The sequence below is a fragment of the Bradyrhizobium sp. Gha genome, assembly GCF_900113735.1.
In the GTDB taxonomy this organism is placed as follows: domain Bacteria; phylum Pseudomonadota; class Alphaproteobacteria; order Rhizobiales; family Xanthobacteraceae; genus Bradyrhizobium.
This window is the reverse complement of sequence record NZ_FOQM01000001.1, coordinates 124,223-140,404: the sequence shown is the minus strand read 5'-3', so window position 1 is coordinate 140,404 and position 16,182 is coordinate 124,223. Positions and strand designations below refer to the sequence as shown.

General features: G+C 60.7%; 16 protein-coding genes and 1 pseudogene. 14 read left to right on the top strand and 3 right to left on the bottom strand.

Features of this window, described 5'->3' with window-relative positions:
- Positions 1 to 14 precede the first annotated feature (14 nt).
- The 14 genes and pseudogenes from BM222_RS00765 (at position 15) to BM222_RS00700 (ending at position 13,674) form a co-directional block, all read left to right on the top strand.
- The gene (locus BM222_RS00765; RefSeq protein WP_092226303.1) at positions 15 to 2,003 is read left to right on the top strand and encodes a conjugal transfer protein TraG; all 1,989 of its coding nucleotides are present in this window, start codon (positions 15 to 17) and stop codon (positions 2,001 to 2,003) included.
- Positions 2,004 to 2,009: 6 nt separating this feature from the next.
- Positions 2,010 to 2,435 carry a CopG family transcriptional regulator gene (locus BM222_RS00760; protein ID WP_092226301.1) on the top strand — a complete coding sequence of 142 codons (426 nt, stop codon included), beginning with the start codon at positions 2,010 to 2,012 and terminating at the stop codon, positions 2,433 to 2,435.
- Positions 2,436 to 2,570: 135 nt separating this feature from the next.
- Positions 2,571 to 3,899, top strand: a complete 1,329-nt coding sequence (locus BM222_RS00755) for an MFS transporter (protein ID WP_092226299.1) — start codon at positions 2,571 to 2,573, stop codon at positions 3,897 to 3,899.
- A gap of 229 nt (positions 3,900 to 4,128) precedes the next feature.
- Positions 4,129 to 5,043, top strand: coding sequence for a P-type conjugative transfer ATPase TrbB (gene trbB, locus BM222_RS00750; RefSeq protein ID WP_177242974.1), 915 nt, complete (start codon positions 4,129 to 4,131; stop codon positions 5,041 to 5,043).
- Positions 5,044 to 5,089: 46 nt separating this feature from the next.
- Positions 5,090 to 5,371 (top strand): TrbC/VirB2 family type IV secretion system protein, encoded by a 282-nt coding sequence (locus tag BM222_RS00745; RefSeq protein ID WP_244546991.1) that lies wholly within the window; start codon positions 5,090 to 5,092, stop codon positions 5,369 to 5,371.
- On the top strand, positions 5,371 to 5,634 hold the full coding sequence (locus BM222_RS00740) for a VirB3 family type IV secretion system protein (protein WP_092226292.1): 264 nt from the start codon (positions 5,371 to 5,373) through the stop codon (positions 5,632 to 5,634). Before BM222_RS00745 ends, BM222_RS00740 begins: the two co-directional genes overlap by 1 nt.
- A gap of 10 nt (positions 5,635 to 5,644) precedes the next feature.
- Positions 5,645 to 8,086 (top strand): conjugal transfer protein TrbE, encoded by a 2,442-nt coding sequence (trbE, locus tag BM222_RS00735; RefSeq protein ID WP_092226290.1) that lies wholly within the window; start codon positions 5,645 to 5,647, stop codon positions 8,084 to 8,086.
- A complete protein-coding gene (trbJ, locus tag BM222_RS00730; protein WP_092226288.1) occupies positions 8,083 to 8,814 on the top strand; it encodes a P-type conjugative transfer protein TrbJ in 732 nt (243 codons plus the stop codon). The genes trbE and trbJ overlap by 4 nt, the downstream gene beginning before the upstream one ends.
- The gene (gene trbK-alt, locus BM222_RS00725; protein WP_092226285.1) at positions 8,814 to 9,182 is read left to right on the top strand and encodes a putative entry exclusion protein TrbK-alt; all 369 of its coding nucleotides are present in this window, start codon (positions 8,814 to 8,816) and stop codon (positions 9,180 to 9,182) included. The genes trbJ and trbK-alt overlap by 1 nt, the downstream gene beginning before the upstream one ends.
- Complete coding sequence (gene trbL / locus BM222_RS00720) at positions 9,179 to 10,408, top strand: P-type conjugative transfer protein TrbL (protein ID WP_092226283.1); 1,230 nt, start codon at positions 9,179 to 9,181, stop codon at positions 10,406 to 10,408. The genes trbK-alt and trbL overlap by 4 nt, the downstream gene beginning before the upstream one ends.
- Positions 10,409 to 10,503: 95 nt before the next feature.
- Positions 10,504 to 11,185 (top strand): annotated as a pseudogene (trbF, locus tag BM222_RS00715) (conjugal transfer protein TrbF).
- A complete protein-coding gene (gene trbG, locus BM222_RS00710) occupies positions 11,182 to 12,216 on the top strand; it encodes a P-type conjugative transfer protein TrbG (protein WP_177242934.1) in 1,035 nt (344 codons plus the stop codon). The pseudogene trbF and the gene trbG overlap by 4 nt, the downstream one beginning before the upstream one ends.
- Positions 12,213 to 13,424, top strand: coding sequence for a TraB/TrbI/VirB10 family type IV secretion system protein (locus tag BM222_RS00705; protein WP_092226281.1), 1,212 nt, complete (start codon positions 12,213 to 12,215; stop codon positions 13,422 to 13,424). Before trbG ends, BM222_RS00705 begins: the two co-directional genes overlap by 4 nt.
- Before the next feature lie 4 nt (positions 13,425 to 13,428).
- Complete coding sequence (locus BM222_RS00700) at positions 13,429 to 13,674, top strand: DUF2274 domain-containing protein (protein WP_092226279.1); 246 nt, start codon at positions 13,429 to 13,431, stop codon at positions 13,672 to 13,674.
- Here the strand turns inward: BM222_RS00700 and BM222_RS00695 are convergent.
- The 3 genes from BM222_RS00695 to BM222_RS00685 all read right to left on the bottom strand — a co-directional run bounded on the left by BM222_RS00695 (position 13,641) and on the right by BM222_RS00685 (position 16,082).
- Positions 13,641 to 14,579: a LysR family transcriptional regulator gene (locus BM222_RS00695; protein ID WP_092226277.1), complete on the bottom strand. Its 939-nt coding sequence runs from the start codon at positions 14,577 to 14,579 to the stop codon at positions 13,641 to 13,643. The two genes, BM222_RS00700 and BM222_RS00695, sit on opposite strands and share 34 nt — an antisense overlap.
- Before the next feature lie 54 nt (positions 14,580 to 14,633).
- Positions 14,634 to 15,263, bottom strand: a complete 630-nt coding sequence (locus BM222_RS00690) for an acyl-homoserine-lactone synthase (RefSeq protein WP_092226275.1) — start codon at positions 15,261 to 15,263, stop codon at positions 14,634 to 14,636.
- Positions 15,264 to 15,359: 96 nt separating this feature from the next.
- Positions 15,360 to 16,082: a helix-turn-helix transcriptional regulator gene (locus tag BM222_RS00685; RefSeq protein WP_092226273.1), complete on the bottom strand. Its 723-nt coding sequence runs from the start codon at positions 16,080 to 16,082 to the stop codon at positions 15,360 to 15,362.
- Positions 16,083 to 16,182: the final 100 nt, after the last annotated feature.

Here is a 16,182-nt window from a genome sequence, read left to right as displayed (position 1 = left end):
GAAGGACGTTCGGGATGTCCGGAACCAAAATCCTTTGGGGACAGGTGATAGTCGTCGGCCTGATCGTCTTGCTGGCCATCTGGGGAGCAACCGAGTGGACGGCCTGGCGGCTCGCCTACCAGCCGGAGCTTGGGCGACCGTGGTTCGAACTGCTGGGCTTCAAGATCTATTACCCGCCAGTCTTCTTCTGGTGGTGGTTCATCTTTGATGCCTATGCGCCGCAGGTCTTCGTCGAGGGGGCCTTCATCGCGGCGTCCGGGACCTTCGTTTCGATCGCCGTGGCGATCGGCATGTCGGTCTGGCGCGCGCGTGAAGCCAAGAATGTCGAGACCTATGGCTCGGCGCGCTGGGCTGGTGCGGAAGAGGTCCGGGCTGCCGGACTTCTTGGTCCGGACGGTGTGGTGCTGGGCAAGCTCGACCGTGACTACCTTCGCCACGATGGACCGGAGCACGTATTGTGTTTTGCACCAACCCGGTCCGGCAAAGGCGTCGGTCTTGTCGTCCCGTCGCTGTTGGCTTGGCCCGGCTCGGCCATCGTGCACGACATCAAAGGCGAGAACTGGCAGCTGACCGCCGGCTTCCGCTCGCGGCATGGGCGCGTCCTGTTGTTCGACCCGACCAATCCAAAGTCTTCAGCTTACAATCCGCTGCTCGAGGTCCGCCGAGGGGAATGGGAGGTTCGCGACGTCCAGAACGTCGCCGACGTCCTGGTTGACCCCGAAGGCTCTCTCGACAAGCGGAATCATTGGGAGAAGACTAGTCATTCGCTCCTCGTCGGCGCCATCCTTCATGTTCTCTATGCCGAGATGGACAAGACCCTGGCCGGCGTCGCTGCCTTCCTCTCAGACCCGAAGCGGCCGATCGAGGCGACACTGAAGGCGATGATGACCACGGCGCATCTTGGCGGGCAAGGTGCGCATCCGGTGGTCGCCTCGACCGCGCGCGAGCTCCTCAACAAATCCGAGAATGAACGTTCCGGCGTCCTGTCCACTGCGATGTCCTTCCTCGGGCTCTACCGTGATCCTGTCGTGGCCCAAGTGACCTGTCGCTGCGACTGGCGGATCGCCGATCTGATCGCGGATAGTCGCCCCACGACGCTTTACCTCGTGGTGCCGCCGTCGGATATCTCTCGGACCAAACCGCTGATCCGCCTGGTGCTGAATCAGATCGGTCGACGCCTGACTGAGGATCTGCACGCTCGCGACCGCCGGCATCGTGTCCTGTTGATGCTCGACGAGTTTCCGGCGCTGGGGCGGTTGGATTTCTTCGAGTCGGCGCTTGCCTTCATGGCGGGTTACGGCATCAAGAGCTTCTTGATCGCGCAGTCGCTCAATCAGATCGAGAAGGCTTATGGGCCTAACAATGCCATCCTCGACAACTGCCACGTTCGCGTCAGCTTCGCGACCAACGACGAGCGGACCGCCAAGCGTGTATCGGATGCGCTGGGTACGGCGACGGAGATGCGGGCGATGAAGAACTACGCCGGGCACAGGCTGAACCCCTGGCTGGGACACCTGATGATCTCGCGCCAGGAGACGGCAAGGCCATTACTGACCCCGGGCGAGGTCATGCAGCTTCCGCCGATGGACGAGATCGTCATGGTGGCGGGCACGCCGCCGATCCGGGCGAAGAAGGCCCGCTACTACGAGGATCGGCGGTTCACCGAGCGCGTTCTGCCGCCGCCCGATCCGGCGAGCGCCGGCCGATCATCGCGAACGGACGGATGGTCAGCGCTCGGACCTCTGAAGCCGACGGCTACTCCAGCTGACCAAGCTTCGGGGGTCGAGGAAGACACGGCGAACAGCGGACTCCGTCGTGAGCCCGAACTCCCCGATCACGTCGCGATCGCCAGGGAGACGACCGAACCAACACCGGCAGAAGAATTCGCTGCCGTTCTTGACGATGACGAGGATGCGGTCCGCCAGTCCCGGCTCATACGCCAACAGATGCGAGGTGTCGCCCGTCAGGCCGCGCTGGACCCGAATGACGGTATGGAGCTGTGAGGCGATATGCGCGACCGGATGAACGTCTATTTCCCGCCAGAGCTTCTGAAACAGATTTCGGATCTGGCGGATCGCAAGAAGCTTTCCCGGTCTGCGATCGTGGAAGCCGCGGTCGCTTCGTTTCTATCGCCGGACGGAGCAGACAGGCGGGAGGCGGCCTTTACCCGTCGCCTCGACCGGCTATCGCGTCAGATGCAGAGGCTTGAGCGTGACGTTGGTTTAACGGCCGAGACCTTGGCTCTCTTCATCCGCTTCTGGCTGACGATCACACCGCCACTACCCAACGACGCGCAGGCGGCCGCGCAGGCAAAGGGCCGCGAACGCTTTGAAGGATTTGTCGAGGCGCTTGGACGTCGTTTGCAAAAGGGGCAAAGTTTTCTCCGGGAGATTCCAGAAGATATCCGCCGTCAGGAACCGGCCGAGGAAGCCTGAGCGAGACCGCGTAGACAGACCAGTTCGCCGGTCCTTCTTTTTCTACGCCAGCCTACGACCGCAGCGATTTAACCGAACTGACGAAAAGCTGGCCACGCTATCGGCTCGCACGAGCTGATAACAAGAGGGACCAGCATGCAGATCTCGGGGACATGGCGTCTCATCGCACGCGTTTTTCTCCCTTTTGCGGCTGGTTACTATCTTTCGTATCTGTTTCGAACGATCAATGCTCTGATCGCGAACCATCTCAGCTCGGATACCGGGGTTGCGACTGCCGACCTCGGTTTGCTTACGTCGGTCTATTTTCTTGTTTTCGCGGTCGCTCAGATCCCCGTCGGTATATTGTTGGATCGCTTTGGTCCGCGTCGCGTCCAGAGTGTTCTGCTCTTGCTTGCCGCAGTAGGCGCTGGCCTCTTCGCGATATCGACTCACTTCCTGTCGCTCTTGATCGCGCGTGCAATGATCGGGCTTGGCGTGGCGGCGGCATTGACCGCAGGACTGAAGTCGATCGTCCTCTGGTTCCCCAGGGAGCGTGTCGCCTTGCTTAACGGCTACATGGTCATGCTGGGATCGCTTGGAGCGGTGACTGCTACGGTCCCCGTCGAACACCTGCTCGCCTGGATGGGCTGGCGGCAGCTCTTTGAGATCCTGGCGGCCGCGACCGGTGCGACGGCCATTCTCATCCACGCCGTCGTGCCTGAGCGAGGCATTGTCCCATCAGCAGCGCGCGCCACTCTTGGCTTCGTTCTAGGCGATCGGCGCTTCTGGCGAATGGCCCCGTTGTCGGCGACGTGCGTCGGATCATCCTGGTCTCTGCAAGGTTTGTGGGCGTCCCCGTGGTTGATTGACGTAGAAGGGTTTGATCGCGCAAGTCTCGTCAGACAGCTTTTTATGATGTCTATCGTATTGTGCGCTGGCGCCTGGTTATTCGGTACGACCGTCCATTCCATCAAGCGGAGAGGTATCGGGGCGGAGGCGGTGTTAGCGATAGTTGCGGTGCTGTTCATCGCGGCCGAGTTATCCCTGATCCTGCGAGCGTCTTTGCCGTCCATCCTGCCTTGGTCTATTGTCGCAATTGTCGGAACGGCGACAGTGGTCAGCTTCGCGGTGATAGCGGATTACTTCCCGCCGGAGCTTGCCGGCCGTGCCAATGGTGCCTTGAACGTTTTGCACTTCGGTTGGGCATTTCTGGCGCAATACGCGACAGGTCTTGTCCTGGAGCAATGGTCCGCAAATGATGGGCATAGGCCCGTCCAAGCCTATCAAGTCGCGTTTGGTCTCAACATAGCACTGCAAATCGCGACGTTGGTCTGGTTCGCGCTGCCTTGGTGCCAATCCATTGCTTCGTGGATGCGTTCAATCCTCTTCTTGAAGCCGGCAAGTGATTCTGACGCTCTCGAACCCGCCGGCGTGTACCAGAACTCGGTCATACTGGTACCCGCGGATGACGATGCGGAGTGGTGAGCGGCAGATCGCCGAGCACGATACGATTGAGCAGGCCTCAGGCATCAGTTCTCGGTCTTTCTTTTTCTACGCCAGTCTACGATCTCTGAAGCCGCTTGTTGCGCCAAGTCCATCGGTGCCTTTTCTAATCATCCCCACATGAGGACGCTCGTTGGACGTCCTCATTCGGTGGGGACGAACGGTGGCAATCCATTCCATTCAATCGGAAGCGAGTTCGCGCGGCGCGCGAATGCTGCGCAGCGCGCTTGGTTCTGCGATCGCCGGCTACCTCGAAGACGAAGCGATCATCGAGGTGATGCTCAACCCGGATGGGCGGTTGTGGATTGACCGGCTGTCGAATGGTCTGATCGACACAGGCGAAACTCTGTCGGCAGCGGACGGCGAGCGCATTGTTCGGCTGGTAGCGCATCACGTCGGCGCCGAGGTGCATGCCGGCTCGCCACGGGTCTCGGCCGAATTGCCTGGGACCGGCGAGCGCTTCGAAGGTCTCTTGCCTCCGGTCGTTGCTGCACCGGCCTTTGCTATCCGCAAGCCTGCGGTCGCCGTGTTTACGCTCGACGACTACGTCGGCAGGGGGATCATGACCTCGGAGCAGGCCAAGATCCTGCAGAACGCGGTCGCCGCACGGAAAAACATTCTGGTCGCCGGCGGGACATCGACCGGCAAAACAACATTGACGAATGCGCTTCTGGCCGAGGTGGCAAAGAGTTCCGATCGGGTCGTGCTGATCGAAGATACGCGCGAACTTCAGTGCAAGGCTCCCAATCTTGTCGCGCTCCGGACCAAAGATGGCGTGGCCACGCTTTCCGACCTGGTTCGCTCATCGCTGCGCTTGCGTCCGGATCGCATTCCGGTTGGCGAGGTTCGCGGTGCCGAAGCGCTCGACCTGCTTAAGGCCTGGGGCACAGGCCACCCCGGCGGCATTGGGACCATTCACGCGGGCAGTGCGCTTGGTGCGCTGCGGCGGCTCGAGCAACTCATCCAGGAAGCGGTCATCACGGTTCCGCGCGCCTTGATCGCCGAAACCATCAACCTCGTTGCCGTGCTTGCGGGGCGCGGCGCTGACCGTCGCCTCGCTGAGCTCGCCCTCGTCACCGGGCTTGGCGCCGCCGGCGACTACAAACTTTCATCAGCAGGAGACTGACATGCGTCCGCAATTTCGTTTTCGTCGAGATGCCGCTTCACTAGCCATGTCCGGGATGGTTCTTTTGGTGTCGGCGCCGGCATGGGCGGCTGGCTCGAACATGCCGTGGGAGCAGCCACTCAATCAGATCTTGCAGTCGGTGGAGGGGCCGGTCGCCAAGATCATCGCCGTCATCATCATCGTCGTGACTGGGCTCACACTCGCGTTCGGCGACTCGTCGGGTGGTTTCCGCAGGCTGATCCAGATCGTGTTCGGTCTGTCGATCGCGTTTGCCGCCTCGAGCTTCTTCCTGTCGTTCTTCTCCTTCGGCGGCGGCGTGGTGATCTGATGGATGAACCGGTCACAGGCTTTGTCGTGCCCGTCCACCGCGCGCTGACCGAGCCAATCCTGATGGGCGGCGCGCCGCGGTCGGTTGCGATCGTCAACGGCACGCTTGCGGCGGCCCTTGGGCTGGGATTGCGGCTCTGGATCGCGGGTCTTGTCCTCTGGTTCATCGGCCACATGGCCGCCGTCTGGGCCGCCAAACGCGATTCCGCCTTTGTCGATGTGGTGCGCCGACATCTGCGCATTCCAGGCCATCTCAACACCTGAGTTCTCGGTCATGATGAACCTTGCCGAATATCGTCATTCCAACGCTCGTCTTGCCGACTTCCTGCCCTGGGCAGCCCTGGTCGACGAAGGAATCATCCTGAACAAGGATGGCTCGTTCCAACGGACGGCAAAATTCCGGGGCCCGGATCTCGACAGCGCGGTGTCGGCAGAGCTTGTCGGCGTCGCCGGTCGCCTGAACAACGCCCTTCGTCGACTCGGATCAGGCTGGGCCGTATTCGTCGAGGCACAGCGCCATTTTGCCGGGGCCTATCCTCCGAGCACATTTCCGGATGTCGCGTCCGCACTGGTCGACGCCGAGCGCAGAGCTCAATTCGAAGAGGCGGGCGCCCATTATGAGTCCAGCTATTTCCTGACCTTCCTTTATTTGCCCCCAGAAGAGGGGGCTGCCCAAGCAGAGCGACTGCTCTACGAGGGACGGGATCGGACCGTCGGAGCGGACGCCCGCGAGGTGCTGCGCGGGTTTGTCGATCAGACCAACCGCGTGCTGCAGCTCGTTGAAGGGTTCATGCCCGAATGTGCCTGGCTCGATGATCAGGACACGCTGACTTATCTGCACTCGACGATCTCGACCAAGCGTCATCGGGTTCGAGTGCCCGAAATTCCGATGTACATCGATGCGCTGTTGGCCGACCAGCCGCTGACCGGCGGGCTTGAGCCGATGCTGGGTTCTGCCAATCTTCGGGTCCTGACGATTATCGGCTTTCCGGGCGCGACGACCCCGGGAATTCTGGATGATCTGAATCGCCTGCCATTCTCTTATCGTTGGTCGACCCGGGCGATCATGCTCGACAAGACCGATGCCACCAAGCTGCTGACCAAGATTCGTCGCCAGTGGTTTGCCAAGCGAAAATCCATCGGCGCCATCCTCAAAGAGGTCATGACGAACGAGGCGTCGACGCTGCTCGATACCGACGCCCACAACAAGGCGCTTGATGCCGACGCGGCCTTGCAGGAACTGGGGTCGGACCAGATCGGACAAGCCTTTGTTACGGCGACCATCATTGTCTGGGACCGCGATCCCAACACTGCCGACGAAAAGCTGCGCCTGGTCGAGAAGGTCATTCAGGGCGGCGATTTCACCTGCATGATCGAGACGGTGAATGCCGTCGAAGCCTGGCTCGGCAGTTTACCCGGGCACGTTTACGCCAACGTGCGGCAGCCTCCGGTGTCGACACTTAACCTCGCCCACATGATTCCGATGTCGGCCGTGTGGGCGGGCGAGGCGAGGGACCTCCACTTCAAAGGGCCGCCTCTGTTGTTCGGCAAGACCGAGGGATCAACGCCGTTCCGCTTCTCCCTCCACGTCGGCGACGTCGGTCATACCCTCGTGGTAGGTCCGACTGGCGCCGGCAAATCCGTGTTGCTGGCTCTGATGGCGTTGCAATTCCGCCGCTATCCGAACTCTCAGGTCTTTGCGTTTGACTTCGGCGGTTCAATCCGGGCGGCCGCGCTCGCCATGGGGGGCGACTGGCATGATCTAGGCGGCGCATTGTCTGACGGGAGTGAAAACCCCGTCGCCCTGCAGCCGCTGGCCTGGATCGACGATCCTTCCGAGCGGGGATGGGCCACAGAGTGGATCGGCGCGATCCTGGCGCGGGAAAAGATCGAGATCACCCCGGAGGTCAAGGATCATCTGTGGTCGGCGCTGACATCCCTCGCCTCGGCGCCGAGGGAGGAACGCACCCTCACGGGCCTGTCAGTCCTGCTCCAATCGAATTCCCTGAAACGCGCCTTGCAACCTTATTGCCTCGGCGGTCCGTCCGGACGCCTCCTCGATGCTGAATTCGAGCGCCTCGGCGAGGCCTCCGTCCAGGCATTTGAGACCGAAGGCTTGATCGGAACGAGTGCCGCGCCGGCCGTTCTGGCGTACCTCTTCCATCGTATCCGGGACCGTCTCGATGGCAGGCCGACACTTCTTATTGTCGATGAAGGTTGGCTTGCGCTCGACGATGAGGATTTCGCCGGTCAACTCCGGGAATGGCTGAAGACGCTTCGGAAGAAGAACGCGTCCGTCGTCTTCGCCACCCAGTCGCTTTCGGACATCGATGGATCTGCTATCGCGCCAGCGATCATCGAAAGCTGCCCAACGCGGCTGTTGCTGCCGAACGAGCGGGCGATCGAGCCGCAAATCACAGCGATCTATCGCCGCTTTGGCCTCAATGACCGCCAGATCGAGCTTTTGAGCCGCGCTACGCCAAAGCGCGACTACTACTGCCAGTCCCGCCGCGGCAACCGGATGTTCGAACTTGGCCTTGGTGAGGTTGCGCTCGCGTTCACCGCAGCCTCTTCCAAGACAGATCAGGCTGTCATCACGCAACTCATCGCCGAACATGGAGCCGACGGCTTCGTGCCCGCCTGGCTCCAGCACCGTGGCGTCGCCTGGGCCAACGATCTGATCCCCAATTTCGTCAATCTGGAGAGCTCCCTATGAGGCGTCTTGGCCTATTGGCGACCGCTGGCACGGTCGCGCTGATCCTCGGCGTCACTGTCCCCGCGCGGGCGCAGTGGATCGTTTTTGATCCCAACAACTATGTTCAGAACGTCCTGACCGCCGCGCGGGAGCTCCAGCAGATCAACAACCAGATCACCTCGTTGCAGAACGAGGCGCAGATGCTGATCAATCAGGCGAAGAACCTGGCAAACCTGCCATATTCGTCACTGCAGCAACTGCAATCATCGATCCAGCGCACCCAGCAATTACTGGCACAGGCCCAGCGCATCGCGTACGACGTCCAGCAGATCGACCGCGCCTTCTCGACCAGCTACGCGCCAGCGACCAGCAGCCAGTCGAACCAGTTACTCATCTCCAACGCTCAATCGCGCTGGCAAAATACCTACTCGGCAACGCAGGACGCGCTTCGCGTCCAAGCCGGCATCGTCGGCAACCTCGACACCAATCGTATCCAGACGTCCGCACTCGTAACGTCGAGCCAGGGTGCCAGCGGCGCGCTGCAAGCAACGCAGGCTGGCAATCAGATCCTTGCGCTGAACGCGCAACAGCTCGCCGACCTCACCGCCGTCGTGACGGCGCAGGGCAGGGCGCAGAGCCTTGAATCCGCTCAGCGCGCCTCGGCGCAGGATCAGGGACGAGAACAGCTTCGGAGGTTCCTGACACCGGGGCAGGGCTATCAATCATCCAACGTGCAGATGTTCCACTGATGACCGATGTAAGGGCATTCAAGGCGCTGTCGCTGCTCACGACAATCGGCCTAGTCGCCGTCGCGGCCTGCACGATTCAGCTGCGTGGCCGCGACGAGTCTGGGTCGGCGCCGAAGGCGGAGCAGAGGAGCGATGCAGCCAACGCCGACCTCGTACGTTGTCGCGGCGTCACTCCGGAGGAGACGGCAAGCTATCGCTACTGCCAGCAGATTTGGGCTGAAAACCGGCGCCGGTTCCTTGGCAGGAAAGACGGCGATGTAGCTCCCGGCCACGATGACTCAGCCAGTTCAATACCTGTCCCAAAGGATCAAAGCCGGATCCCGCAGGGATATCCGTACCTGACGGCACCCGAGGCAAGCAAGCCATGACGGGTACGGGGATCATTGACCAGTTTCTGGAAACGTTCACGCGTTACATCGACAACGGCTTTGGGCTGCTGGGGAGTGATGTCGGATATCTCGCAACGACCCTTGCTGCGATCGACATTACGCTCGCAGCGTTGTTCTGGAGTTGGGGAACAGATGAGGACATCATCGCGCGTCTCGTCAAGAAGACGCTCTTCGTAGGGGTCTTCGCCTACCTCATCGGTAACTGGAACAGTCTGGCGCGCATCGTCTTCGAGAGCTTTGCCGGTCTTGGCCTGAAAGCATCAGGCGCAAGCCTCTCCGCATCGGATTTCCTGCGGCCCGGAAAGATCGCTCAAGTCGGCCTTGATGCCGGCCGACCATTGCTTGATTCGATCTCCAACCTGATGGGCTATATCAGTTTCTTCGAAAATTTCGTCCAGATCGTCGTTCTCCTGTTCGCGTGGGTCGTGGTGCTGCTCGCCTTCTTTATTCTGGCGATCCAGCTCTTCGTTACCCTGATCGAGTTCAAGCTCACGACGCTGGCCGGCTTCGTGCTCATTCCGTTTGGGTTGTTTGGCAAGACCGCCTTCGCGGCCGAGCGGGTCCTGGGCAACGTCATCTCATCAGGAATCAAGGTCCTGGTCCTGGCCGTCATCGTCGGGATCGGCTCGACCCTGTTTTCGCAGTTCACCGCAGGCTTCGGCGGCGCTCAGCCGACCATCGAAGACGCGATGACGCTGGTGCTCGCGGCGCTCGCGTTGCTGGGCCTCGGTATCTTCGGTCCGGGTATCGCAAACGGCTTGGTGTCCGGTGGACCCCAGCTCGGTGCGGGGGCCACGATTGGAACAGGCCTTGCTGCCGGCGGCATTGTTGCGGCGGGCGCGGGCCTCGCCGCCGGCGGTGCCGGTCTCGCTAGCGGCGCGATGGCAGGTGCCGCGCGCGGTGGCGGCGCTGTCATGAGCGGAGCAACAGCCGCTTACCGGAGTAGCGGCTTCGTCGGCGTCGCCGAAGCCGGCACCTCCGCTGCCATGAGCCCGTTGCGTCGTGCAGCGGCTGCGCTCGGCGGGGGCGGGGAAGCCGGTGCGCAGACCGCGAGCACCTCGGCCGAAGGGCAGCCCGATTGGGCGCGACGCATGAAGCGCGCCGAGGCTATTCGGCATGGTGCCTCGGCCGCTAGCCAGGCCGTCCGCTCGGGCGATCATGGTGGCAGCGGTTCCTCCGTCGATTTGTCCGAAGGAGAGCGCTGAGACGCACCACTGCACCTCCGCTGTACAGCACAACGTCTCAAACCATTCCATCGCACCACTCGAAAACGATCACTTGATCCCAGGGGCAACTATCGATGTTCAAACGACCATCAGTACACTACGGGCGCATGCCCGAGCCGATCACGCCTTATCAAAAGGCGGCGCAGGTTTGGGACGAGCGCATCGGATCTGCCCGCGTGCAGGCCAAGAACTGGCGCCTGATGGCGTTCGGTTGCTTAATGCTATCGGCCGGTCTCGCGGGTGGCCTTGTCTGGCAATCGAGCCAAGGCTCGATCACGCCGTGGGTGGTCGAAGTGGATCGTCTCGGCCAGGCCCAAAGGGTCGCGCCGGCCAACATTGACTATCAACCGACTGATGCGCATCGCCTACCATCTGGCGCGCTTTATCGAGGATGTCAGAGGCCTACCGGCCGACGGCATCGTTCTGCGCCAGAACTGGCTCCGCGCCTATGACTTTACGACCGATCGCGGCGCGGCCGCGCTCAACGATTACGCGCGCAACAATGACCCCTTTGCCAAGTGGGGCAAGGCGCAAATCTCCGTGGACGTCTCGAGCGTCATTCGGGCGTCGCCGGAGAGCTTTCGGGTCGCATGGACCGAGCGCACCTACGACAACGGTTCGCTGAGTTCGACCGAGCGCTGGACTGCGATTCTCACGATTGTGATCGAAACGCCGCGCGATGCCGAACGTCTGCGCAAGAATCCCCTCGGCGTCTACGTCCGCGCCATCAACTGGTCAAAGGAGTTGGGTCAGTGACCAAGACGCCGTCTGACGTTCATTCGAAGCGCCCCATCTCAAACAGCAAGCTCAATTCTGCTTTGCCCGAATTCGTGGCTGCTAAGCGAGCAGTTCTGTTTGCTCTCCTGGTCGGTTCCTCGGCGCTCGGTGGGTGCGCGACCTACATTCCGCCGGAGATCAGCTATGACGCCGAGGTCCCGCCACTGCCGGCGCCTCCGGCGTCTCTCGACGACAGACCGCGGCCGCTTCACGTTCCACCGCTTTGGAAGCCGGCCTTTGGCGGCAAGTCGGCAGGGAAGGAGGAGCCTGAACCCGTGAGCCGGGTTGAGACGGCAAACAGTGCGGCCCGCGTCGAACCGCGCAAGCGGGGGTATTTCAACGCAGCTCAGATCTACGCCTATAGCCCCGGTGCCCTCTATCAGATTTATGCCGCACCCGGGCAGATTACGGATATCGCACTCGAGGAAGGAGAGCAGTTGACGGGATCGGGGCCGATCGCGGCCGGAGATACTGTACGCTGGGTCGTTGGCGATACCGAGAGCGGGAGCGGCGACACGCGGCGCGTCCACATTCTGGTCAAGCCGACGCGAGCTTCCATCGAGACCAATCTTGTGGTCAATACTGACCGGCGCACCTACCTGATCGAACTCCGCTCGCGCGAACGGCCATACATGCCGTCGGTTGCGTGGTACTATCCAGAAACTGCACGGGAACGATCGCGTTCGGTCGCTCTGAAGCCCGTTCTTCCGGACCCGGCGCAGCGCATCTTCCGCTATGCCATCGAAGGCGACAGTCCTCCCTGGCGGCCGCTCGCCGCATATGACGATGGCCGCAAAGTCTATATCGAATTCCCGCAAGGTATCGTGCAGGGCGAGATGCCTCCGCTCTTCGTCATCGGTCCAGACGGCAAGACTGAACTCGTCAACTATCGCGCTTACGGCAACGTACTGATCGTCGATCGGCTTTTTGCTGCCGCCGAACTGCGGCTTGGCGGTGAGCACCAGCAGAAGGTCCGTATTGTCCGGACCGACGGGAGGCCGTCGTCATGAACGTCAGGAATGAAAGTGATCAGGCGCAAGCAGCTCCGCCTGAGAGCCAAGAGGATCAGTCCGGAAGCTTTCGCTTGAGAGCGGAGCACCCGCGCGTGACGCGGTTGTCACGGAAAGTACTGGCGGGAGGGAGCGCGGTCGTCCTGCTAGTCATCGGCGGAGCCGTGCTGTGGTCGCTGCAGAAGAATCGCCCTCGAGACCAGGTGGTCGATGAGCTTTACAGTACCGACCATCACAATGTCGCCGACGGTATTACGGCGCTGCCGAAGGACTACACTGGCATTCCGCGCCAGCCAATCCCGCAACTTGGTCCACCGCTTCCCGGGGACCTCGGTCGGCCGATTCTTGCAGCCCAAGGACAGTCGCCGACGATGGGCGTCGATCCGGAACAGCAGCGCCGGGATCATGAGACCGAAGCAGCCCGCATCAGCCATCTGTTCGCTTCGACCAATGGGAGAGAAGTGCGTGAGCCCACGGCTGCAGGTGGAGGGGGCGACCGCATCGCATTGCAAAGCCCTACGAGTGCCAACGACGACGGATTTGCGCAGAACGGTCAAGACCGCAAGCTTGCCTTCGTCAACGCCTCTGTGGACCGTCGCACAGTCAGCCCTGATCGCGTCACCAAGCCAGCTTCACCATATATCGTGCAGGCCGGGACAGTTATTCCGGGAGCCCTGATCACCGGAATCCGATCGGACCTGCCAGGCCAAATTACGGCGCAGGTCACCGAGAATGTCTATGACACGCCGACTGGCCGCTTTCTGCTTGTGCCTCAGGGAGCGCGTCTGATCGGGATCTACGATAGCCAGGTCACTTTCGGCCAGTCCCGCGTCCTGCTCGTCTGGACCCGACTAATCATGCAGAATGGACGTTCTATCGTTCTCGAGCGGCAGCCTGGCGCTGACACTGCCGGGTATGCAGGCCTCGAGGACCAGGTCGACAATCACTGGGGTGAGCTATTCAAGGCCGCGGCACTTTCGACGTTTCTGGCTGTCGGGACCGAACTGGGTGCCGGCTCGGACACCAACAGCAACGACAGCGCAATTATCCAGGCCTTGCGGCACGGCGCCTCGGACTCACTAAACCAAACCGGACAACAGGTGGTTCGGCGCAGTCTCAACATCCAGCCCACTTTGACCGTGCGACCTGGTTTCCCGGTTCGCGTTGTCGTCAATCGCGACCTCGTACTTGCGCCTTACGGAGGATAACAGCATGTCCAAGCTTAGAATAGGAGCACTGCCTGACGACAAGCCGGTCAAGGTCACCACTGAGCTCCCAGCATCAGTGCATCGGGATCTCGTCGCCTATGCAGAGGCCTTGGCGCGCGAAAGTGGGCAGCGTATCGATCCGGCGAAGCTGATCGCGCCGATGTTGGCGCGCTTTATGGCCACGGACCGCGGATTTGCAAAGGCGAGACGAACCAATCATTCCACAAGAACCGGCGGAGGCGAGGGATAGCGTTCTGCTAACAGGTTAAGGAAGCGCTTCAGAGCGGGATTTTCGTTATCGTGCAGCCAACGCGCATAGAAGCCGATGCGGCTCGGGCCGGCGCCGTCGTGCAATTCGCGATAGACCAAACCGGCGAAGCTGGCGCCCACATCCGACTCCATGGCAAGACCAATTCCAAGTCCCATACTGATCAGGCTCTTTATGATGCCCCTGCTCACATCGTGACGTTCGATTGTTGGGCGATGTTCGTCTGTCACCAGCTTGGAGACCAACAGATCTTCGAGATCGTTTCCAGGATCATGCTCGCTCAAGAGCACCGTTTGGCCGCGGAGATCTGTCCAGTAGATGATTTCACGCGTAGCCAGAGGATGGTCGTTAGGAACGAAAGCCAGTGTACGCTCGCTCCAGACTGGCAGGGTTTTGGCGTCCGACAGCGGTGTTTGCCCTGGAACGATGGCTATGTCGAGAGTACCGTTCCTGAGAGCGCTCATTAGAAGAGCGCGTGGCCGCTCGATAGGCGCAAGCTCGACCTGGGGCACTCCCTTCTTGAACTCGATTATGGTTGCTCTCAAGTTTCCCGCGGAAATGGACGTGCAAAAGCCTATCGAGAGACGTCCGGCTTCGCCGCGACCGCTGGATCGAGCGGTCGCAAGCATCGCCTCGACCTGTTCTAAAATTGTTCGCGATATGCACAGGACGCTCCGACCTGCGACGGTAGGCACAACTCCTGCGCTGGAGCGTTCAAATAGCGTCGCGCCGACCAAATGTTCTAGCTGGCTGATCAAGCGACTTAAGACGGAATGTCGGACCACCAGAAGCTCCGAAGCCTGGCGAAGGCTTCCGCAATCTGCGGCAGCTATTGCGGCCCGCAAGTGACGCAACTCGATTCGGGTAGCTTGAGAAGCAGGAGCCATTTGAAGCTTCCTGATGCTAGGATTTGACATGGAGCCTTCGAAACAGCGCGTTGTCTACGCGGCTGTCACTGCAGGTTCCCAAAGTATCGGAGACTGCAGCTTTCCCGCAGTTCGTACCTGTGTCAGGCATTCCGAGGAGACCTCAAGATAGCCAGCAACTGCCTCAGTGTTTCCAAATCTTCTTGGCTGGCCTGTTCGGCGTAGGGGCCATCCCGCACGACGCAAGAGGCGCTCCATGCGGGTGTCTGTGACGGTAACAATGTCCGTTAGGCGTCGCGATAGACCGAACTCGATCATGCCGGCGAAGAGCTCGTAAGTTGCGTTGGTCAAGCCATGAATTGTGCTGCGCGCGTCATTGGCAACGTCGAGTGCGAAACGGCTACTTTCCCAAACTGAAGGAATTGCTTGGAACGACTTCCCGTCCAGCAAGGCCGGGAAAATATCTCGCAACATTGTCGGCCCCGTGGACGGAAGCATTCGAACGCAACCTTGAATACGGTAGTCGCTCGCTCGCTGAATTAGATAAACGGGATGAAGGGCATCGAATTCGTCTATCTCCATATCGCCGCTGATTTGGACGTCCCATTGGAGTCGTTCTTTGAATACCCGGTACCGAAGCCGGTGCATTTCGGCGATCTCATGGGCGAGAGCCCCATAGTATTCTCGCGTGATGACCTGCATCATGATGTGCCTCCAAAGACGACAATGGTCTATTGAAGGACAAGCTTCGTGGGCCCGCAGCCTCCTCAACTAAGGAGGTGCTAACGCGAGACGCATGCTTTAGATGCGATGCTTCGCTGAAGCAAGACGCGCGACCGCCTGAATTGTCGATCCAACACCGAGCTTTGCCCTGGCATTTTCGAGATGAAAGGCCACCGTATGACGCGAGATTCCCATGATGCGCCCAGTCTCCCAGGCCGATTTCCCCTCGGCGGCCCACTTGAGACATTCAGTCTCTCGGGGTGAAAGATTAACGCCGTCAATCCGATTATCGAATGCGATCTTGCGCTGGGCGTGGGCATGAAAGTAAATCGCCATGAGCTGTAGGACGAGTGCATGATCGTCAATTGTACGCTCGAAAGTCGACCGACGCTCATCAGCAGCAAAGGTAACCGCGGCAATGGCTCCGCTACTATCGTGAATGGGAATTGTGAACCCACAGCGAATGCCAAAGCGAGCCGCTTCCTCGAACAGCTCACGTTCAGGGTCCGAGCTCGCTGCCAGTCCTACTCCGAGGCCCCACCGAAATGGACTTGGATAGTGGAGCGCTTGCACAACTACGGGATCGGTCCGCTCATATTGCCTTTGCAAATAGTATGAAGTCCAAGTTGAAGGATAATTTGAAATCAGCAGCGGCGGTGCGCCTGGAGCGCGCGGCAGAGAAAGGTAGGCGAAGCAGCAGAGATTGAGCGCCGCAGCAGATTCGGCCAATCCGTCTCCGAGATCCTTGTAATCCTTACCTTCGACGAGACGATCGACAAATGCTTGAAAGACACGCCGCACGGTACTGCGTCTCGCTTTTATCTTACTATACGAATCGTTTCCTTGGCAACTCGCGGTCCGGGAAATCGCCGTACCAGCCAACGAGCCTCTGCCTTCCGAC